This window comes from Pseudomonas sp. MDT2-39-1 (genome assembly GCF_054898085.1).
This window is the reverse complement of record NZ_CM142716.1, coordinates 2,972,493-2,990,822: the sequence shown is the minus strand read 5'-3', so window position 1 is coordinate 2,990,822 and position 18,330 is coordinate 2,972,493. Positions and strand designations below refer to the sequence as shown.

Here is an 18,330-nt window from a genome sequence, read left to right as displayed (position 1 = left end):
TCCCTCTCCCGGTGCTGTTTGGCGGTTTACGCCGTCAGCCAGCGCCGGTTTTTATTCCCATGACCGCCTAGAAGCCTGCCGCCATGCGTCCAGCCCGTGCCCTGATCGACCTTCAAGCCCTGCGCCACAACTTCCAGATCGCCCGTGAACTCACCGGGGCCAAGGCCCTCGCGGTGATCAAGGCCGATGCCTACGGCCATGGCGCGGTGCGTTGCGCCCAGGCGCTGGAAGCCGACGCGGACGGGTTTGCCGTGGCCTGCATCGAAGAAGCGTTGGAGCTGCGCGCGGCGGGCATTCGTGCGCCGGTATTGTTGCTGGAAGGTTTTTTCGAAACCGATGAGCTGTCGCTGATCGTCGAGCATGATTTCTGGTGCGTGGTGCATTCGTTGTGGCAGCTTGAAGCCATCGAGAACGCCGCGTTGAGCAAGCCGATCACGGTCTGGCTCAAACTCGATTCGGGCATGCACCGGGTTGGCCTGCATCCAAAGGATTATCAGGCGGGTTATCAACGGCTGCTGGCCAGCGGCAAGGTGGCGAAGATTGTCTTGATGAGCCACTTCGCCCGTGCCGATGAGTTGCATGAGCAGGCCAGCGCCGAACAGGTTGCGGTGTTTGAAGCGGCGCGTCAGGGGTTGTCCGCCGAGGTCAGCCTGCGCAATTCGCCGGCGGTGCTGGGTTGGCCGCAGATTCCGAGTGACTGGGTGCGCCCGGGCATCATGCTCTACGGCGCCACGCCGTTTGAAGAAGCCAACGCCGTGGCCTCCCGTCTGCAACCGGTGATGACCCTGGAATCGAAAGTGATTTGCGTGCGTGAACTGCCGGCCGGCGAGCCGATTGGTTACGGCGCCAAATTCATTACCCCCAAGCCAATGCGTGTTGGCGTGGTGGCCATGGGTTATGCCGATGGTTACCCGCGCCACGCACCGACCGGCACGCCGGTGATGGTCGCCGGGCAGCGCAGCCAGTTGATTGGCCGGGTGTCGATGGACATGCTTTGCATCGATCTGACCGATGTGCCGCAAGCCGGCCTGGGTTCGACCGTCGAGTTGTGGGGCAAAAACATCCTCGCCAGCGAAGTGGCCGCAGCCGCTGACACGATTCCCTATCAGATCTTCTGCAACCTGCGCCGCGTGCCAAAGCTCTATTCCGAGGGTTAGCGGTCAGCGGTCCGTACCGGAAGTCAACTGGCTGAACAGGATTCAGGCCAAAGTGTTGTAAATACTGAACGCTGTCGCCATGATAACGCTCAATATTTCTACAACCTGAATCTTGGAGGCGCAAGCTTGGACGTCGGTGAACGACTGCAATCCATCCGTAAGCTCAAAGGTCTTTCTCAGCGTGAGCTCGCCAAGCGCGCGGGTGTCACCAACAGCACGATTTCCATGATCGAGAAGAACAGCGTCAGTCCCTCGATCAGTTCGCTGAGGAAGGTACTGGGCGGGATTCCCATGTCCATGGTCGAGTTCTTTTCCGAAGAGATCCTGCAGGAAAAACCGACGCAGATCGTCTATAAAGCCAACGAGCTGATCGATATTTCCGATGGCGCAGTGACCATGAAGCTGGTCGGTCGGGCGCATCCGAGCCGGGCTATCGCATTCCTCAATGAAATCTACCCGCCTGGCGCCGACACCGGTGACGAGATGCTCACCCATGAGGGCGAGGAAACCGGCATTTTGGTGGAAGGGCGACTGGAGCTGGTGGTCGGTCTCGAAACTTTTGTGCTCGAAGCCGGCGACAGCTATTACTTTGAAAGTACCAAGCCGCACCGTTTCCGTAATCCGTTCGATGCGCCGGCGCGACTAATCAGCGCAGCTACTCCAGCGAATTTCTAAGAAAAGAGGCGTCCCGCCAGCATTGCGGAGGTGCCCGAGTTGTTTTTCCGCCACGCATAAGACCCCTTCGACTTTAGGGTTGTTTCAGTGCGGCGGGCTTACCGCTATACTTGCGCCCGCCTGCGAACCGTGGCCGTGGGCGTGACTAGCCACCATTGAGGGTGAACGCGTGAACCTAATTATGAAAATGCTGGCTGCACCAGCAACCGTATTGGCCCTATGGGCTGTCAGCGCTCAAGCTGCGACGAACGACGATATTGCAAAACGCCTTGAGCCCGTCGGCCAGGTTTGTGTGACGGGCAAAGAGTGCAAGGGGATGGAAGTCGCTGCTTCGGCGGGCGGCGGTGATCCCAAAACCCCTGACTCTGTGATTGCGAAACATTGCAACGCTTGCCACGGTACCGGCCTGTTGGGCGCGCCGAAAGTCGGTGATGCGACAGCCTGGGGCGACCGCGCCAAGAAAGAAGGCGGCCTTGACGGCTTGCTGGCGAAGGCGATCTCCGGCGTCAACGCGATGCCGCCTAAAGGTACCTGCGCCGACTGCTCTGATGCAGATCTCAAGGGCGCCATCCAGAAGATGTCCGGCTTGAAATAAGCCTCCGTCTTGAGCGAAAAAGCCGCTTGCGAGCGGCTTTTTTGTGCCTGCGATTTGTGTTCGGGGACTATTCTTTGCAGCAAAGGCCCGGCAAGCTCGGTCCAACCCCAATTCACGGAATGTTAGGGAGGATCAGATGGTGCAGCTGTGTTCTATCGAGCAGGCGGTCGATGATGTGTTGGCACGGTTGCCGGCGCATATTCACATGGGCCTGCCCCTCGGTCTGGGCAAACCCAACCACTTCGTCAACGCGCTGTTTCAGCGCATCGCGCAACTGCCAGAACGGCAGCTGACGATCTACACCGCCCTGTGCCTGGGCCGCCCGTCCTTGGGTGACGGTTTGCAAAAGCGCTTTCTCGAACCCTTCATCGAGCGAGTGTTCGGCGATTATCCGGAGCTGGATTTCCTCGCCGGCCTGCACAAAGACAGTCTGCCGGCGAATATCCATGTTCAGCAATTCTTCATGCAGCCCGGCAGCCTGCTCCATAGCGCGTCGGCCCAGCAGGATTACGTCAGCAGCAACTACAGCCACGCCGCGCGGGACATCAACGCGGCCGGTTTGAACCTGGTCGCGCAACTGGTGGCCAGCCATTGCGAGCATCCCGATCGCCTCAGCCTGAGCTGCAACCCGGACATCACCCTCGACCTGTTTCCGATGATCGCCAAACGCCGGGCGGCAGGGGAGACGATTCTGTTGGTGGGGCAAGTCCACAACGACTTGCCCTATATGCCCGGAGACGCCGAAATCGGCATCGACGCCTTCGACCTGCTGATCGACGAGAAGGACAACACCACGCTGTTCTCCACGCCGAACATGCCGGTGGGTTTCCAGGATCACTTCATCGGCCTGCACGCCAGTACGCTGGTGCGCGACGGCGGCACCTTGCAGATCGGCATCGGTGCCATGGGCGATGCCCTGACCGCTGCGTTGCTGGCGCGCCAGGCCGACAGTGACGGTTACAAGGCGTTGCTGGCGGATATCAATCTCAGCCAATGGGCGCAGTTGATCGAGCGCGAAGGCGGAATCGAACCTTTCGCCAAGGGCCTTTACGGTTGCAGCGAAATGTTTGTTAACGGCTTGCTGGTGCTGGCCGATGCCGGGATCGTGCGGCGCAAGGTCTACCCGGACGTGCCGACCCAGCAACAAGCCAATGCCGGCACCCTGGACGAGGCCGCGCAAACTGACGGCATCAGCGTGCATGGCGGGTTTTTCCTCGGGCCGCGCAGTTTCTACGAGCGCTTGCGCGAGCTACCGCAAAGCAAGCGGCTCGAATTCAATATGACCCGCATCAGCTACATCAACGAGCTTTACGGTCAGGAAGAGCTCAAGCGCCTGCAGCGCCTTGATGCGCGATTTATCAACACCGTGTTCACCATGACCTTGCTGGGTGCCGGTGTGGCGGATCAGCTCGAAGACGGGCGGGTGCTCAGCGGTGTTGGCGGGCAGTACAACTTCGTTGTCCAAGGTCATGCGCTGGAAGGCGCACGTTCGGTATTGCTCCTGCGCAGCTGGCGCGAATCGGGCGGTGAGGTGAGTTCGAACATCGTCTGGGAGTACGGCCATTGCACGATCCCGCGGCATTTGCGGGACATCGTGGTCACCGAGTACGGCATCGCCGATCTGCGGGGCAAGACCGACGCGGCAGTGATCGAGGCGTTGCTGAACATCAGCGACTCACGCTTCCAGTCGGGGTTGATCGAGCAGGCGCAAAACGTTGGCAAGTTGCCGAAGAATTTCCGTATCGATCCGCGATTTGCCGACAACAGCCCGGAGCGCTTGCAGGCAATTCAGGCGCAGCATCCGCAGCTGTTTCCGGAGTATCCGTTGGGCTGTGATTTCACGGCGCAGGAGAAGGATCTGTTGCGGGCGCTGAACTGGTTGAAGAGCAAGTTCAAGCTCACGGAGATTCTGGAGTTGGGCAAGGCTGCGCTGGATGCGCCGCAGGCGTCGGAGTTTCCCGAGCATCTGGAGCGGATGCAGCTGACCAATCCGGAAGGGCTGAAGGAGGATTTGTTTCAGCGGCTGCTGCTCACGGGCCTTAAAGCCACCGCGCAGTAACGGTTAACCGAAATCAAAATGTGGGAGCGGGCTTGCTCGCGAAGGGGTCGCGACAGTCGACATCATAGGTGACTGACACGGCCCCTTCGCGAGCAAGCCCGCTCCCACATTGGTTTTGAGGTGTTGCGGGTTACTCGATGAAGGTTACAACGCCGCCAGCCAGGGACTGAACCCGAGCCAACGACTCAACCCGATAACCCTGCGCATCAAGCTCCGCACGACCACCCTGGAACGACTTCTCGATCACGATCCCCAAACCCGCCACGGTCGCACCGGCCTGTTTGATGATCGAGATCAGCGCCTGGGACGCCTTACCGTTGGCCAGAAAGTCATCGATGATCAGCACGCGGTCGCTGCTGGTCAGGTGGCGCGGGGAGATGGCCACGGTGCTTTCGGTCTGCTTGGTGAACGAGTAAACGGTCGCCGACAGCAGGTTTTCGGTCAGGGTCAGGGATTGGTGCTTTCGAGCAAAAATCACCGGCACGCCAAGGTTCAGGCCAGTCATGATCGCCGGGGCAATGCCCGAGGCTTCGATGGTGACGATCTTGGTGATGCCCGAGTCCTTGAACAGCGCAGCGAACTCGTCGCCGATCAGCTTCATCAGGGCCGGGTCGATCTGGTGGTTCAAAAAGGCGTCGACCTTCAGGACCTGATCGGAAAGCACGATGCCTTGTTCGCGAATTTTCTGGTGCAGTGCTTCCATGAAGCGTTCCTCTACTGGCGCCGGGTGCGCCTAGCTTGTAAAAAGTGTTTGGTTAAAAAGTAGGCAATTCTAGCGCTTTAACATCGCGCGTATATCAGCCAATGCGGTATTTCCGCGAACCGCTTTGACTTCGACCGGCGTGTCATCGTTGCCTTCCCACGCCAGGTCGTCCGGCGGCAGTTCATCGAGGAAGCGGCTCGGCGCGCAATCGATGATCTCGCCGTATTGCTTGCGCTTGGCGGCGAAGGTGAACGCCAGGGTCTGACGGGCGCGGGTGATGCCCACGTAAGCCAGGCGGCGCTCTTCTTCGATGGTGTCGGCTTCGATGCTGGAACGGTGCGGGAGGATTTCCTCTTCCATGCCCATGATGAACACGTAAGGAAATTCCAGACCCTTGGAAGCGTGCAGGGTCATCATCTGCACACCTTCGGCGCCGTCTTCCTCTTCCTGCTGACGTTCCAGCATGTCGCGCAGGACGAGTTTGCCGATGGCGTCCTCGACGGTCATTTCGCCTTCTTCGTCTTTCTCCAGCGTGTTCTTCAGTGCCTCGATCAGGAACCAGACGTTACCCATGCGGTAATCGGCGGCCTTGTCGCTGGAGCTGTTGGTGCGCAGCCAGTTCTCGTAATCGATGTCCATGACCATGCTGCGCAGCGCCGAGATCGGGTCTTCACCGGCGCACTGCTCGCGGACCTTGTCCATGAAGCGCTTGAAGCGCGACAGGCGATCGGTGAAGCGCGCATCCAGGTGCTCGCCCAAACCGATTTCGTCGGTGGCGGTGTACATCGAGATTTTTCGCCCGGTGGCGTAGTTGCCAAGCTTCTCCAGCGTGGTCGAACCGATCTCCCGGCGTGGGACGTTGATCACTCGCAGGAAGGCGTTGTCGTCGTCCGGGTTCACGATCAGGCGGAAGTAGGCCATCAGGTCTTTCACTTCCTGACGTCCGAAAAAGCTGTTGCCGCCGGACAGGCGATACGGAATCTGGTGATGCTGCAGCTTCAGCTCGATCAGCTTGGCCTGGTAGTTGCCGCGATACAGAATCGCGAAATCGCTGTACGGCCGGTCCGTTCGCAAGTGCAGGGTCAGCAGTTCCACGGCCACGCGCTCGGCTTCGGCGTCTTCGTTGCGGCAGCGGATCACGCGGATCTCGTCGCCGTGGCCCATCTCGCTCCACAGCTGCTTTTCGAATTCGTGCGGGTTGTTCGAGATCAGCACGTTGGCGCAGCGCAGGATGCGGCTGGTGGAGCGGTAGTTTTGCTCCAGCATCACCACTTTCAGGGACGGGTAGTCGTCTTTGAGCAGCATCAGGTTTTCCGGGCGGGCGCCGCGCCAGGCGTAGATCGACTGGTCATCGTCGCCCACCACGGTGAACTGGTTGCGCGTGCCGATCAGCAGCTTCACCAGCAAATACTGGCTGGCGTTGGTGTCCTGGTATTCGTCCACCAGCAGGTAGCGGACCTTGTTCTGCCACTTTTCGAGAATGTCGGGGTGTTCCTGGAACAGCTTCACCGGTTGCAGGATCAGGTCGTCGAAGTCCACCGCGTTGAACGCCTTGAGCGTGCGCTGATAGTGGGTGTAGACGATGGCAGCGGTCTGCTCCTTGGGATTGCGCGCGTTTTCCAGGGCTTCGGGCGGCAGGATCAGGTCGTTCTTCCACGAGCCGATCATGTTCTTGATCTCGTCGACGCCGTCGTCGCCCGAGTATTCCTTCTGCATGATGTCGGTCATCAGGGCTTTGACGTCGGTTTCGTCAAAGATCGAAAAGCCCGGCTTATAGCCCAGGCGAACATGTTCCTTGCGGATGATGTTCAAGCCCAGGTTGTGGAAGGTGCACACCGTCAGGCCACGGCCTTCGCCGCCCTTGAGCAGGGTGCCGACCCGTTCCTTCATCTCGCGCGCGGCCTTGTTGGTGAAGGTCATGGCGACGATGTACTGGGCGCGGATGCCGCAGTTCTGGATCAGGTGCGCAATTTTGCGGGTGATCACGCTGGTCTTGCCGGAGCCTGCACCGGCGAGCACCAAAAGAGGGCCGCCGACGTAGCTCACGGCTTCTTGCTGCCGGGGATTGAGTCGGGACATACGAAATCAGGGAGTCATTTGCGAAATGGGCCGGCATTTTAACAGGCTCAGCGAATTGTGCTGCTCTCTCCGACTTGTGACGCAATACGCTATCTCTAATTGCCGGTTTTGATACTTTCAAGCAGGATGCGCGGTGTATTTGCGGCTAATGTTCGTATTCCAGCCACAAAGCCACGTTTGATAACTGATGTCATTTGGTCATTGGTTACCGGCGCGGCATAATGCCCGCCGCCTACATCTTTGCAGAGTCTAGGGAGCTAGCTTGTCTACGCCTGTCGAACCCTTGCGTTTGCTGTTACTGGCCGAAGAGCCGGCGTGGGCAGCGTTGTTGCGCGAGTGTCTGGCTCCGATGGGGAGCTCGGCCGTGCTCATCAGCGCGCCAAGCTGGGAGTCGGTCAGCAGTCTGTTCGATGACAACCGCAGCGCGGTGTTGTTGACGATTCCTGCGCTCCAGCCTCTTCCTGGCCGGTGCAGCTTGCCGACGGTGTTGCTGCTTGAGCACGAGCCACTGGCGCCGCCCGACGGTGTGAGCGACTGGCTGGTGCGCGATCATCTCGATCCCGGCATGCTGCGCCGCTGCCTGCGCCATGTGCGCGAACGCGGCTTGCTGGAAAACACCCTGCAACGCCTGGCCGAGCAAGACCCGCTGACCGGCATCGCCAACCGCCAGGGTTTCCAGACCTTGCTGGCCGCGCGTCTGGCGGAAAACGACGGCCGCGGCCTGGCCCTCGGTCACCTTGACCTCGACAACTTCCGTCACGCCAACGACGCCCTCGGCCACCAGGCCGGCGATAGGTTGATCCTGCAAGTGGTCGCGCGGCTGAAAAGCCAGCTTGAGGCCGGCGATCAACTGGCGCGGCTCGGCAGCGATGAATTCGCCTTGCTGATCGACACCCGCCGCGCGCCTCAGCGTGCCGAGTGGATGGCCGAGCGCATCACCGAAGCACTGGCCGAGCCTTACTGGGTCGACGGCGAAAGCCTGTTGATCGGTTCCAGCCTGGGCATCGCCCACGCCCGGGCCCAGGCCGGCGCCGACCCGCTGATGTGGCACGCGCACATCGCCATGCAGCAAGCCAAGAGCACTCAAGGCTGCACCTTTCATATTTTCAACGAACGCATCAACCGCAATGCCCGCAGCATGGCCGACCTCGAAAGCGAGCTGCGCCGGGCCTTGCGCCGTGACGAGCTGGAGTTGCATTACCAGCCACGCATGAACCTTGAGGACGGCCAGATCGTCGGCCTCGAAGCCCTGGTGCGCTGGCGGCATGCCGAGCGCGGGTTGCTGGCGCCCAGCGAGTTCGTGCCGCTGGCCGAGCAAAGCGGTTTGATCGTGCCGCTGGGTTACTGGGTGATTTCCCGGGCCCTGCGGGACATGCAGGCGCTGCGCGAACGTGGTTTGCCGGCGCTGCACATGGCGATCAACCTGTCGTTCCGGCAGTTTCAGGACAGCCAATTGCTGTCGACCCTGAGCCGGCTGATCGCCGAGCGCGGCGTCGAGGCGCAATGGCTGGAATTCGAGCTGACCGAAACCGCGGTCATGCGCCGCAGCGATCTGGTCAAGCAGACCATGGATGCGCTCGGGCGCCTGGGCGTGCGCTTCTCGCTGGATGACTTCGGCACCGGGTTCTCATCCTTCGTACACCTCAACAGCCTGCCGATTGCCTTGCTGAAGGTCGACAAGAGCTTTGTCGGCGGCATGGAGGAGCGCGAAGAGAATCGCAAACTGGTCCACGCCATGATCAACCTGGCGCACAACCTCAATCTTGAAGTGGTTGCCGAAGGCGTGGAAACGGCGGAGCAACTGGATTTGTTGCGCGGGTTTGGGTGCGATCAGGTGCAGGGGTATTTGATCAGCAAGCCGTTGCCGTTGGCTGAGCTCGTTGAATATCTGACGTTTGGCTCCAGCCAGCAGCTCGCCCTGGAAGTCGTGGTTTAAACACGGACCCAATGTGGGAGCGAGCCTGCTCGCGATAGCGGTGTGTCAGTCGACATCAATGTTTACTGACACTCCGCTATCGCGAGAAGGCTCGCTCCCACCAGGGATCTTCATTCAGTCTGAACGGCCTCGAAACGCTCTGACGACGGCTCGCGCCGAATCATCCGCTTCATCTTCCACTCAAACGCCAGCGTCAAACTCACCGCCGCGCACGCCAATCCCAGCGCCAACCCCCACCAGACGCCCGTCGGGCCCCAGTTCAGGTTGAACGCCATCCACCACGCTGCGGGCGCACCAATCAGCCAATAGCAGCCCAGCCCGACCAGGAACGTGGTCTTGGCGTCCTTGAGCCCGCGAATGCAGCCCATGGCGATGGTTTGCGTACCGTCGAACAGCTCGAACCACGCCGCCACAGCCAGCAGGCTTACAGCCAGATTGATGACGTCTCGGAACGCCGGGTCGTTGTGGTCCAGGAACAAGCCGATCAACTGATTCGGCAGAAACCAGAAGACCATGGCAAAACCGAGCATCGAAGCCGCGCCAAAGGCGATCCCGACCCGTCCGGCGAGCCGTGCATCCAGCAACTGCCCGGCGCCGTAATGCTGGCCGATGCGCATGGTGATCGCATAGGAAATGCCCGCCGGGATCATGAACGCCACCGAAACGATTTGCAGGGCGATCTGGTGCGCCGCCAATTGCGTGCTGCCCATGGTGCCCATGCACAGCGCGGCGAACGCGAACAAGCCTACTTCTACCGCGTAGGTGCCACCGATGGGCAGGCCGAGGCGCCACAGCTCTTTCAGATACTGCCGGTTAGGTCGCGACAGCCCCTGACGCAGCGGATACGCGTCGTAAGCCGGATGCCGACGGATGTGCAGCGCCAGCGCCACGGCCATCAGGTTGGCGACAATCGCGGTAACAAGCCCGATGCCCACCAGGCCCATTTTCGGCAGACCGAACATCCCGGTGATCAACGCATAGTTGAGCAGGAAGTTGGCCACGGTGCCGCCGAGGCTGATGACCATCACCGGCGTTGCCCGGCCGATGGCGCTGGTGAAACCGCGCAGGGCCATGAAACTCAGGTAGCCGGGCAGGGCGAACGGCAGTATCAGCAGAAACTGCCCGGCGGCCTGGACGTTGGTTTCGGTCTGGCCGAACAGCAGCAGCACCGGTTTTAGGTTCCACAGCAGCAGACCCGCCACCAACGCCATCAACCACGCCAGCCACAATCCGGCCTGGGTCAGTCGCGCGGCGCCGACGATGTCGCCCGCGCCCTGACGGATCGCCACCAATGTGCCGACCGCCGCGATCACGCCGATGCAGAAGATCGACACAAACGAATAGGTCGCCGCGCCTAAACCGCCACCGGCTAGCGCTTCCGGACTCATGCGCGCCATCATCAAGGTGTCGGTGAGGACCATCAGCATGTGCGCCAACTGCGAGGCAATCAACGGCCCCGCCAGCCGCAGGATGGCCCAGAGTTCGGTACGTGCTGGATGCTGCATGGTCATCACGCCTCGATTATCAGAGAGAACAGGAGAGAGCCGATTCTCGGCGCTCTACGGGCTTTTCACAAAGGGATAAAAAGGATGGGTGGCATGAGTCAGACTCATGCTGACAAGTTTCTGCTAACGTGGCCTAACCGCGCTATAGGAGCTTTCCGAATGTCCCGTCGTCTTCCTCCCTTGTATGCCCTGCGCGCATTCGAAGCGGCGGCGCGGCATAGCTCGTTTACCCGCGCCGCGGAAGAACTGTCGATCACCCAAAGCGCGGTCAGTCGACACATTCGTACACTCGAAGAGCATTTTGCCTGCCGGCTGTTTCATCGCAGCGGACGCAACCTGCAACTGACCGAGTCGGCGCGGCTGATCCTGCCCGGCATTCGTGAAGGTTTTACCGCGCTTGAACGCGCCTGCAATACCTTGCGCGCCGAGGATGACATCCTGCGCATGAAGGCCCCGTCGACGTTGACCATGCGCTGGCTGTTGGCGCGCCTGAGTCGCTTCCGGCACTTGCAACCGGGCAACGAAGTGCAATTGACCAGCGCCTGGATGGACATCGACACCGTGGACTTCAACCACGAACCCTTCGACTGCGCCGTCATCCTCAGCACCGGGAATTTCCCACCGGACTGGGAGGCGACGCTGCTGTTCCCGGAAGAATTGATCCCGGTCGGTGCGCCGAACCTGATGGACGATCAGCCGTGGGATGTCGCACGTCTGGCCAGCACTGAACTGCTGCACCCCGCTCCGGACCGGCGTGACTGGCGCACATGGCTTTCGCGCATGGGCCTGGCCGATCAGGTGTCGCTCAAGGGCGGGCAGGTGTTCGACACGCTGGAGCTGGGCATGATTGCTGCGGCGCGGGGTTACGGCGTGTCCATGGGCGATTTGCTGATGGTGGCGGAGGATGTCGCGCAGGGTCGTCTGAGTTTGCCGTGGCCGACGGCCGTCGCCAGCGGTGAGAATTATTATCTTGTCTGGCCGAAAACCCGTCCTGGAGGTGAACGTTTGCGCAGGCTCAGCGATTTCCTCCAAGGCGAGGTCCGGGCCATGGATTTACCGGATGTCGAGCGCTTGAGCTGAATCGATAGAGCCCCTGCAATAGAGGCCTTGCGCCATATCCCGGCTAATTACTCAAGTATTCAGGTTTGCCGCCGAAAATCTGCAGGTTGGACCTTCGTGCAGGTTCGCCGTAATTCCCCCAATTAGAATTTTGCCGAGCGCGCGTCGTGATCAGGATGATCCAGTCACTCGGCCAGGAGCTGTCATGTCTCAACCTCGTGCCCGGATCGCCTCACAGCTTGGTCTTGCGCTTGCCGTGATACTGGCGATTGTCATCACTGGCAGTACCGTGTTCGCCCTGCGTTCGCTGGACACCGCCAACCTCGCCACCCGCGAAGAGCACCTGGCCAGTGAAGCCCGATTGCTGGCCGATCAGTTGAGTACCTTTCACGGCACGTTGCGTGAGAGCACCCAGCGTCTGGCCGGTCTGTTCGAGAAGCGCTTCAGCGCGGGTCTGAGCGTGCACCCGGACGAACCGGTGGCTGTGGCGGGCACCCAGACCCCGGGCCTGCACCTGGGCAGCGAAGTGTTGAACAACAACTTCAAGGAAGTGGACGAGTTCAAGCAAATGACGGCGGGTGTCGCGACAGTGTTCGTGCGCAGTGGCGAAGACTTCGTCCGGGTCAGTACCTCCCTGACCAAGCAGGACGGCAACCGGGCCATCGGCACCTTGCTGGATCACGCTAACCCGGCCTATGCGCGCTTGATGGCAGGGCAGAGCTATGTTGGTCGCGCCTTGCTCTTCGATCGCTCCTACATGACGCAATACACGCCCGTGCGCGACAGCGCCGGCAAGGTGATTGCCGTGCTGTTCGTAGGATTCGATTACACCGACGCGCAGAACGCGCAGTTCGAGAATCTCAAACGCTTCCGCATCGGCCAGACCGGCTCACTTGCGCTGCTCGATGAGCAGAAAAAGTGGCTGGTGCCGATCGCTGGCGTGCAAGCGCTGGATCAGGCAGTCCCGGCCATCGTCGACCTGGCGAAAACCCCGGGCAAGGCCGATTTCTGGAGCGACAAGTCCGAGGAATTCTACAGCGTGGCCGTGCCGTTTGAAGGCGGTCCGTGGTCGGTCGTGGCGAGCATGCCGCAGGACGAAATCAGCGCCGTGACCTGGAATGTCGGCATTCAATTGGCGATTGGCAGTCTGCTGGCGATGTTGATCGCAGTCGGCTCGGCGGTCTGGCTGCTGCGCAGCAAACTCGCGCCGCTGGGTGATCTGGTGCGTCAGGCAGAAGCCCTGGGCGCCGGTGATTTGAGCGTGCGCCTGAGCGTGTCGAGCAATGACGAAATCGGTCAGTTGGCCCGTGCCTTCAACCAGATGAGCCAGGCCTTGTCGACCATGGTCGAGCACATCCGCAAGGCTTCCGGCGAGGTCAACAGCCGTGCCCAGGCCTTGTCCGGCCTGTCCGGTGGTGCCTATGAAGGGATGGAGCAGCAGTCGGGCGAAATCACCAGCATGGCCGGCGCCGTGGAAGAGTTCAGCGCGACGTCCCTGAACATCGCCGACAACATGGGCAACACCCAGCGTCTGGCGCAGGAAAACGCACAACAAACGCAGATCGGTCGTACGTCGATGGATGAAGCGTCTTCGTCGCTGGAGCAAATCGCTGGCGCGTTGAACAGTACCGCGACGGTGATCAACACCCTCGGCCAGCGCTCCCAGGAAATCGGCGGCATCGTCGGGGTGATTACCTCGATTGCTGATCAAACCAACCTGCTGGCGCTGAACGCGGCCATCGAAGCGGCCCGTGCCGGTGAGCAGGGTCGCGGTTTTGCGGTGGTGGCCGACGAGGTGCGCAACCTGGCTTCGCGTACGCGCCAGGCTACTGATGAAATTTCCGGGATGATTCAAAGCATCCAGCAGGAAACCGGCAACGCGATCAGCACCATGGAGCAAGGCAATGTGCTGATGCAGGAAGGCCTGTCACGTAACGCCAATGTGGCCTCGGCCCTGGCGCGGATCGATGAGCAAAGCCGCTCGGCGGGCCAGCAGTTTGCGGCGATCACCACTGCGACCCAGGAGCAGAGCAGCACGGCGACGTTGCTCAGCAGCAACCTGCAAAGCATTGCGCTGGCGAACAGTGAGCAGCGCGAAGTGGTGTCGAACCTTGCCGTGACCGCCAAAGAGCTGGAGAAGCTGGCGGCGGACTTGCGTCATGAGGTTGACCGGTTTCGTTGAATTCAGCCAGGGTGTCGGTCCCAGACAGGCACCCTTTGCGGCTTTTCAATTGGATGTTTCAGGATGCCGCTTCGGCGGCTTAACTGATTGGATCTTGTCAGCGTAAATGAGGGGCGTCACGTTCAAGTACTTCCTCGGCAACGCTTCCAAAAAACTTGCGCGTGAGACTGAAAAACGGACTTAGATTTCCTCTGATAGGTACCAAGTCGATCCCGGCGAGACAATGCAGGTTCATATCCTGATCAATATGCTCTTCGAAAAGCGATTCCAGCTCGCTCCACCAGCGCTGACGCAGAACCTGAAGGTAAGGGCTGTTCAGATTAAGCAAGTCGATGGTATACCGGGCGCGGTCATCATCCTGCGGTGACAGTCTATCAGCAGGTACCACACGTCCATCGGACAGGTAAGCGAAGTAGCGCGGACTATCAGGCTGATGGCACGAGACGAAGCGGGCAATGTCGACCCCTTTCGATTTGCCGAGCGCGTGGCCACCAAATATTTCAGCTTGCTGCGCCTTGAATGCCTTCAAGTCTGTTTCGCTGTCCAGTGCGCAGGCCGCCAGGTTGCTGTAGTCAAAGGTGCGTCGAGGATGCTGGCTTTTGTTTTCGACATGCTCGATGTGGAAGCCTACGCCGACCTGGTCCGGTCTGATTTCGCTGTAGCAACACAAGCCGTATTGTTCTTCCAATAAATAGTCGAAAACCCGCGTCTTATGGACAAAGCTCTTCCATCTGCTGGTGGCGGTACCGTCTGTGGTTGGTGGATTTTCATGTGCGTTGGCCAGCTGAAAAGGACCTTCTCCGCGCTTGCGAACAGCCTTCATCTTTTAAGCGCCTCTTGCCGCTTGATGCTGCGTTGCAGGCGTTGAAGCTGAGGATGCTGTTCACCCAGCATTTCGGTCAAATGCTCCATCAGATCAATGGCTGACCGTTCGGCATAGCGGCCCTTGTCCACCCACTCGGTAAGTTGCAGCAAGTCCGGTTTCTCATCAACAGGAGGCTGCGGATCGACCTGCATTACGCTGTGGAGCACGCTGTTGCTCGGTTCGCCGTAGGTCATGGCAAGGGGCTGCGAGGCAACTATCTGGCCCTGTGCATCCCTGCCGATTACCCGGATATTCTCGCGCCGCACTGTGCTGAGCACCTGTGGGCTATGGGTAGTGACAATGAATTGCATGGCAGGAAAAGCTGCTCGTAATCCCCCGATGATTGTCTGCTGCCAGTGGGGGTGCAGGAACATGTCCACTTCATCGATCAATGCAATACCCGGGGTTTCCAGCGCTGCTCGCTCACCGAGATGCGGGTTGAGTTTGCAAGCACGAAAGGCGAGATCGGCAACCATTGCAATGGTGTTTCTCAGTCCATCGCTGAGCATATCTACAGGCAACACTCCCTGTTCAGGGTGGTGCATGACTAGCTGTTGGTGATGGCTGGCGCTGTACTCCAGGCTGTGCCAGCCAGTGGGCGCTTTTATCAATAGATCGATGGCATTTTTAATGGCTGCGATGACCCGCTCAAAGCGTTGCCCGATATCAGATACCTCAATGCTGCGCTCCAGAGCTATCAGTTGCGCTTCACGATAGCTGCGATAGATCCAGCCGTACCAAACAGTGAAAGTTTTGAAGCTGGACGAATAGGACAGGCAATTCAGGTATCCGGAGGTTCGGGAATACTCGCTTTTGTCGAGCGTGGTCTGGGCGGCCACCGAGGTGAAACGCCCTTCGAACCAAAGCCGGGAGGTCCCGAGGTAGGTCACCATTGGTAGCGTCACTGGCGTATCGCCACGAACCTGCTCCTGAAGCGATTTGCCGTATAAAGTCAGAGCCTTGGACCCCGCGTCGCCGAGGGTATTGGTGGACTTTTTCAAGCTCACGCGCTGTTGCAACCAGCGATCTGAGTCGGGTATGTCGCCCCAGACGCCATAGGCTTCGATAGCGCTGGGGGACTGAGGCTCCATGTTCCCACTGCTGAACTGCGCGAGTCGCACATCTTCGATCTGGATGGTGGCAGATTTGCCGGTCTGGCTGCCAAGATCGAACCCTCTTACAAAAGGCCATAACGCCACCCGGGCAGCATCCAGAATGGTTGTTTTACCACCGCCATTGGAAGCAATCAGTACGGTCAGATGCGGATCGAAATCGATTTCGAATTCTGCGAAGCAGCGATAGTTCTGCACACGCAACTTCTCAAGCCTCACAGGATTTTCTCCGATTTCGTTATCTGGCCAAGCATAGGGTGTACACCTTTGCGTTGCGGTTGGAACAGCATACTAATGCAAACCATGAGAACGCTAAACAAAGCTTGTCCGCAAATATGACCGCTTAGTTATCGGGGCGCCGAAGCGGCCCCGCTTGAAGTGCCTGAGGTCGCCGCGTTGTTACTGAGCTTCGCCCCGGCAGACGATCAATCGCACTTGGCGTTGCTCGACACTTCCTTGCTCGCCAGTTTCAACTGCTTGCCCAGTTCAGCCGCGTTGGTGCTGCTGTAAACCCGGCCTCCGGTGTTTTCAGCGATGCAACGTGACGGGCCACCGGCTCCGATTTTCACCACGTTGACCCGCAGGCGCGGTTGTTCCCTGGCGATTTGGCGGGAGACCGCGCAAACGTCTTTCTGGCAACCGTCCTCACCGTCGACGAACATCACGATCACGGCATCGTTATTGCGCCCGTCCACGGTGTTTGCTGCGTGGGCCAGGCTGTCGGCCAGCGGTGTGCCGTCGTTGGGCACCAGGCCTCGAATCCCGTTGATCAGCCGCTGGCGGTCGCCAAACTTGAACACGCCCTGGTCCGGTGTGCTTTCGCAGCCGGCGAAGGTGATGAGGCGCGTGTCGATCTTCGGGTCCAGCCCGTTGATCATGCCGGCCAGCGAGTCCTTGGCGACGTCCATGCGGCTGGGCTTGGCGAAAATCTGCGTGGTGCGGTTCACATCCAGGTACTTGTTCAGCTCATTGCCGAAGAACCAGTCCTCGTCGGCTTTCACGGACTTGATGTTCAGGTCCATCGAGCCCGAGGTGTCGAGCACCACCACGAATTGCGGAATCTCTGCGTTTGGCGCTTTTTTGCGGCAAGCGAAGTTGTCCAGCGTCGGTGCCGGTGGCGGGGCGACCACCACAGGTTTTGGGGGCGGAACGGGCTTGGGTACCGGTACCGGTTCTGGCACGGGTGCGGGTTCGGGCTCGGGTTCCGGAACAGGTTCCGGCTCCACGACAGGCTCGGGAACAGGCTCAACCGGTTTCTCGACCGGTGTCACCACGGGCGCTACAGGTGGGACCACGACGACGGGTTCACGGTGCATAAACCACCAGTAAGCCCAGAGCGCCAGGAGCAGCAACAGCAGCGCCAGCAAGGCCGCCGCGATCCACCAGCCACGGCGCGACGGCGGCACGACCGGCACCACCGGAACAACCGGCGGCACAATTGGTTTGGGCGGACGCTGGTTCCAGCGCACCACCAGCGGCTCGCCGTTGAGGCTGTAGAGTTTGTCCAGCTCGGGCGTGCCGAGCAGGCTGCGCAGGTCATCCGCTACCGTGGGCTGACCGCGTTTTTGCAGTTCGTCCGCCAGCTGTCCAAGGGACGTCTGACGCACTTCATAGGTTTCCAGCAATCGTCGTTGCGCGTCCTCGTTGAGGTCGGCATAGGGTGTGGGTTGGCCACCTAGTTCGGTCCACCATTCCAGCGCCTCGCCGCTGCCCATTCGCGGGATGGCGAAGAGGCTGGCGACGGTCGGCGGAAAGTGTTTCTGGATGAGGGCGACTTTGGCTTGCAGCGCACTCATCCCCTCCGGTGTGGCTTGCGCATCCCTGATGACCCGCTGCATGACGACGATTCCTGAAAAGGGTGCAGGCCTCCATCGGGAGGCCTGCGGGGCAAAAAGTTACTCTTCGTAACCGAGGCTGAATTGCAGCTGATTCACTTTCTTCTGCAAGGCCTTCAGTTGTTCCTGCTTGGCGGCCAGCGTCGCGGGTGAGGCCTTGGTCACGGGCGCCGCCTGCGAGGCCTTGAGCTGCTGCTCAAGCCCGGCAATCTGCTTCTGCACCTGGCTTTTATTGCCATGCCGGGCCTTGAGCGAGGTCAGCAACTGGCCCAGCGACTGGTTCAGCGCCGCCTGGGATTTCTGCTGGCTGGTCAGGTCGGTCTTGGTGCTGAGCTGCTGGGCCTGAATGTTCTCGTACACCTGGCGGAACATCGCGTTTTCCTGACGGGACGCGGTCAGGGCCTGTTCCTTCTGCGTGACCTGATCGCTGTAACCACCAGAGTAGTCGCAGTTCATCTTGGTCAGCATGCTGCTGTCGCCATTGGTCGCGTCGCATTCGCCCGGCTTGGTCGCGCAACCGCTCAAGGCCAGGACGGCGGTGAGGACCGCCAGCTGTCGTAGAGTCATG

General features: G+C 60.2%; 14 protein-coding genes. 7 read left to right on the top strand and 7 right to left on the bottom strand.

The genetic code is table 11. From position 1 onward, the window contains the following. Positions 1-83: 83 nt before the first annotated feature. From alr to ACYZTM_RS14310, 4 genes are all read left to right on the top strand, one after another. The gene (gene alr, locus ACYZTM_RS14325; protein ID WP_131060703.1) at positions 84-1,157 is read left to right on the top strand and encodes an alanine racemase; all 1,074 of its coding nucleotides are present in this window, start codon (positions 84-86) and stop codon (positions 1,155-1,157) included. 126 nt (positions 1,158-1,283) lie between these two features. After that, positions 1,284-1,832 (top strand): cupin domain-containing protein, encoded by a 549-nt coding sequence (locus tag ACYZTM_RS14320; RefSeq protein WP_007947433.1) that lies wholly within the window; start codon positions 1,284-1,286, stop codon positions 1,830-1,832. Positions 1,833-2,013: 181 nt separating this feature from the next. Beyond that, a complete protein-coding gene (locus ACYZTM_RS14315) occupies positions 2,014-2,427 on the top strand; it encodes a c-type cytochrome (RefSeq protein ID WP_461989013.1) in 414 nt (137 codons plus the stop codon). Positions 2,428-2,563: 136 nt separating this feature from the next. Continuing rightward, positions 2,564-4,486, top strand: a complete 1,923-nt coding sequence (locus ACYZTM_RS14310; protein ID WP_131060705.1) for an acetyl-CoA hydrolase/transferase C-terminal domain-containing protein — start codon at positions 2,564-2,566, stop codon at positions 4,484-4,486. A gap of 130 nt (positions 4,487-4,616) precedes the next feature. Here ACYZTM_RS14310 and ACYZTM_RS14305 read toward each other — a convergent pair whose 3' ends face one another. Then, entirely contained in the window at positions 4,617-5,189 is a 573-nt protein-coding gene (locus ACYZTM_RS14305; RefSeq protein WP_010465159.1) for a xanthine phosphoribosyltransferase, read from the bottom strand. Positions 5,190-5,258: 69 nt separating this feature from the next. Then, complete coding sequence (gene rep / locus ACYZTM_RS14300) at positions 5,259-7,268, bottom strand: DNA helicase Rep (protein WP_461989012.1); 2,010 nt, start codon at positions 7,266-7,268, stop codon at positions 5,259-5,261. A 262-nt stretch (positions 7,269-7,530) separates the two neighbouring features. Between rep and ACYZTM_RS14295 the strand changes: the two genes are divergently transcribed. Continuing rightward, positions 7,531-9,204, top strand: a complete 1,674-nt coding sequence (locus ACYZTM_RS14295; protein WP_461989011.1) for a putative bifunctional diguanylate cyclase/phosphodiesterase — start codon at positions 7,531-7,533, stop codon at positions 9,202-9,204. A gap of 110 nt (positions 9,205-9,314) precedes the next feature. On the opposite strand, the gene ACYZTM_RS14290 is transcribed toward ACYZTM_RS14295, so the two are convergent. Beyond that, a complete protein-coding gene (locus ACYZTM_RS14290) occupies positions 9,315-10,709 on the bottom strand; it encodes a NorM family multidrug efflux MATE transporter (protein WP_461989010.1) in 1,395 nt (464 codons plus the stop codon). Positions 10,710-10,868: 159 nt separating this feature from the next. Between ACYZTM_RS14290 and ACYZTM_RS14285 the strand changes: the two genes are divergently transcribed. Together ACYZTM_RS14285 and ACYZTM_RS14280 are read left to right on the top strand one after the other, a co-directional pair. Beyond that, on the top strand, positions 10,869-11,789 hold the full coding sequence (locus ACYZTM_RS14285) for a LysR substrate-binding domain-containing protein (RefSeq protein WP_461989009.1): 921 nt from the start codon (positions 10,869-10,871) through the stop codon (positions 11,787-11,789). Positions 11,790-11,973: 184 nt separating this feature from the next. Next, entirely contained in the window at positions 11,974-13,950 is a 1,977-nt protein-coding gene (locus tag ACYZTM_RS14280) for a methyl-accepting chemotaxis protein (RefSeq protein ID WP_461989008.1), read from the top strand. Positions 13,951-14,047: 97 nt separating this feature from the next. On the opposite strand, the gene ACYZTM_RS14275 is transcribed toward ACYZTM_RS14280, so the two are convergent. From ACYZTM_RS14275 to ACYZTM_RS14260, 4 genes are all read right to left on the bottom strand, one after another. After that, the gene (locus ACYZTM_RS14275) at positions 14,048-14,773 is read right to left on the bottom strand and encodes a retron system putative HNH endonuclease (RefSeq protein ID WP_461989007.1); all 726 of its coding nucleotides are present in this window, start codon (positions 14,771-14,773) and stop codon (positions 14,048-14,050) included. Further along, positions 14,770-16,146 carry an AAA family ATPase gene (locus ACYZTM_RS14270; protein ID WP_461989006.1) on the bottom strand — a complete coding sequence of 459 codons (1,377 nt, stop codon included), beginning with the start codon at positions 16,144-16,146 and terminating at the stop codon, positions 14,770-14,772. Before ACYZTM_RS14270 ends, ACYZTM_RS14275 begins: the two co-directional genes overlap by 4 nt. A gap of 206 nt (positions 16,147-16,352) precedes the next feature. Continuing rightward, complete coding sequence (locus ACYZTM_RS14265) at positions 16,353-17,765, bottom strand: vWA domain-containing protein (RefSeq protein WP_461989005.1); 1,413 nt, start codon at positions 17,763-17,765, stop codon at positions 16,353-16,355. A 57-nt stretch (positions 17,766-17,822) separates the two neighbouring features. Further along, complete coding sequence (locus tag ACYZTM_RS14260) at positions 17,823-18,329, bottom strand: hypothetical protein (protein WP_461989004.1); 507 nt, start codon at positions 18,327-18,329, stop codon at positions 17,823-17,825. Position 18,330: the final 1 nt, after the last annotated feature.

Bases quoted from the DNA above. Each gene is read 5' to 3' on its own strand.
- rep (WP_461989012.1), bottom strand. From the start codon at position 7,268: ATGTCCCGACTCAATCCCCGGCAGCAAGAAGCCGTGAGCTACGTCGGC.
- ACYZTM_RS14275 (WP_461989007.1), bottom strand. From the start codon at position 14,773: ATGAAGGCTGTTCGCAAGCGCGGAGAAGGTCCTTTTCAGCTGGCCAAC.
- alr (WP_131060703.1), top strand. From the start codon at position 84: ATGCGTCCAGCCCGTGCCCTGATCGACCTTCAAGCCCTGCGCCACAAC.
- ACYZTM_RS14280 (WP_461989008.1), top strand. From the start codon at position 11,974: ATGTCTCAACCTCGTGCCCGGATCGCCTCACAGCTTGGTCTTGCGCTT.
- ACYZTM_RS14260 (WP_461989004.1), bottom strand. From the start codon at position 18,329: ATGACTCTACGACAGCTGGCGGTCCTCACCGCCGTCCTGGCCTTGAGC.
- ACYZTM_RS14315 (WP_461989013.1), top strand. From the start codon at position 2,014: ATGAAAATGCTGGCTGCACCAGCAACCGTATTGGCCCTATGGGCTGTC.
- ACYZTM_RS14265 (WP_461989005.1), bottom strand. From the start codon at position 17,765: ATGCAGCGGGTCATCAGGGATGCGCAAGCCACACCGGAGGGGATGAGT.
- ACYZTM_RS14310 (WP_131060705.1), top strand. From the start codon at position 2,564: ATGGTGCAGCTGTGTTCTATCGAGCAGGCGGTCGATGATGTGTTGGCA.
- ACYZTM_RS14290 (WP_461989010.1), bottom strand. From the start codon at position 10,709: ATGCAGCATCCAGCACGTACCGAACTCTGGGCCATCCTGCGGCTGGCG.
- ACYZTM_RS14305 (WP_010465159.1), bottom strand. From the start codon at position 5,189: ATGGAAGCACTGCACCAGAAAATTCGCGAACAAGGCATCGTGCTTTCC.
- ACYZTM_RS14285 (WP_461989009.1), top strand. From the start codon at position 10,869: ATGTCCCGTCGTCTTCCTCCCTTGTATGCCCTGCGCGCATTCGAAGCG.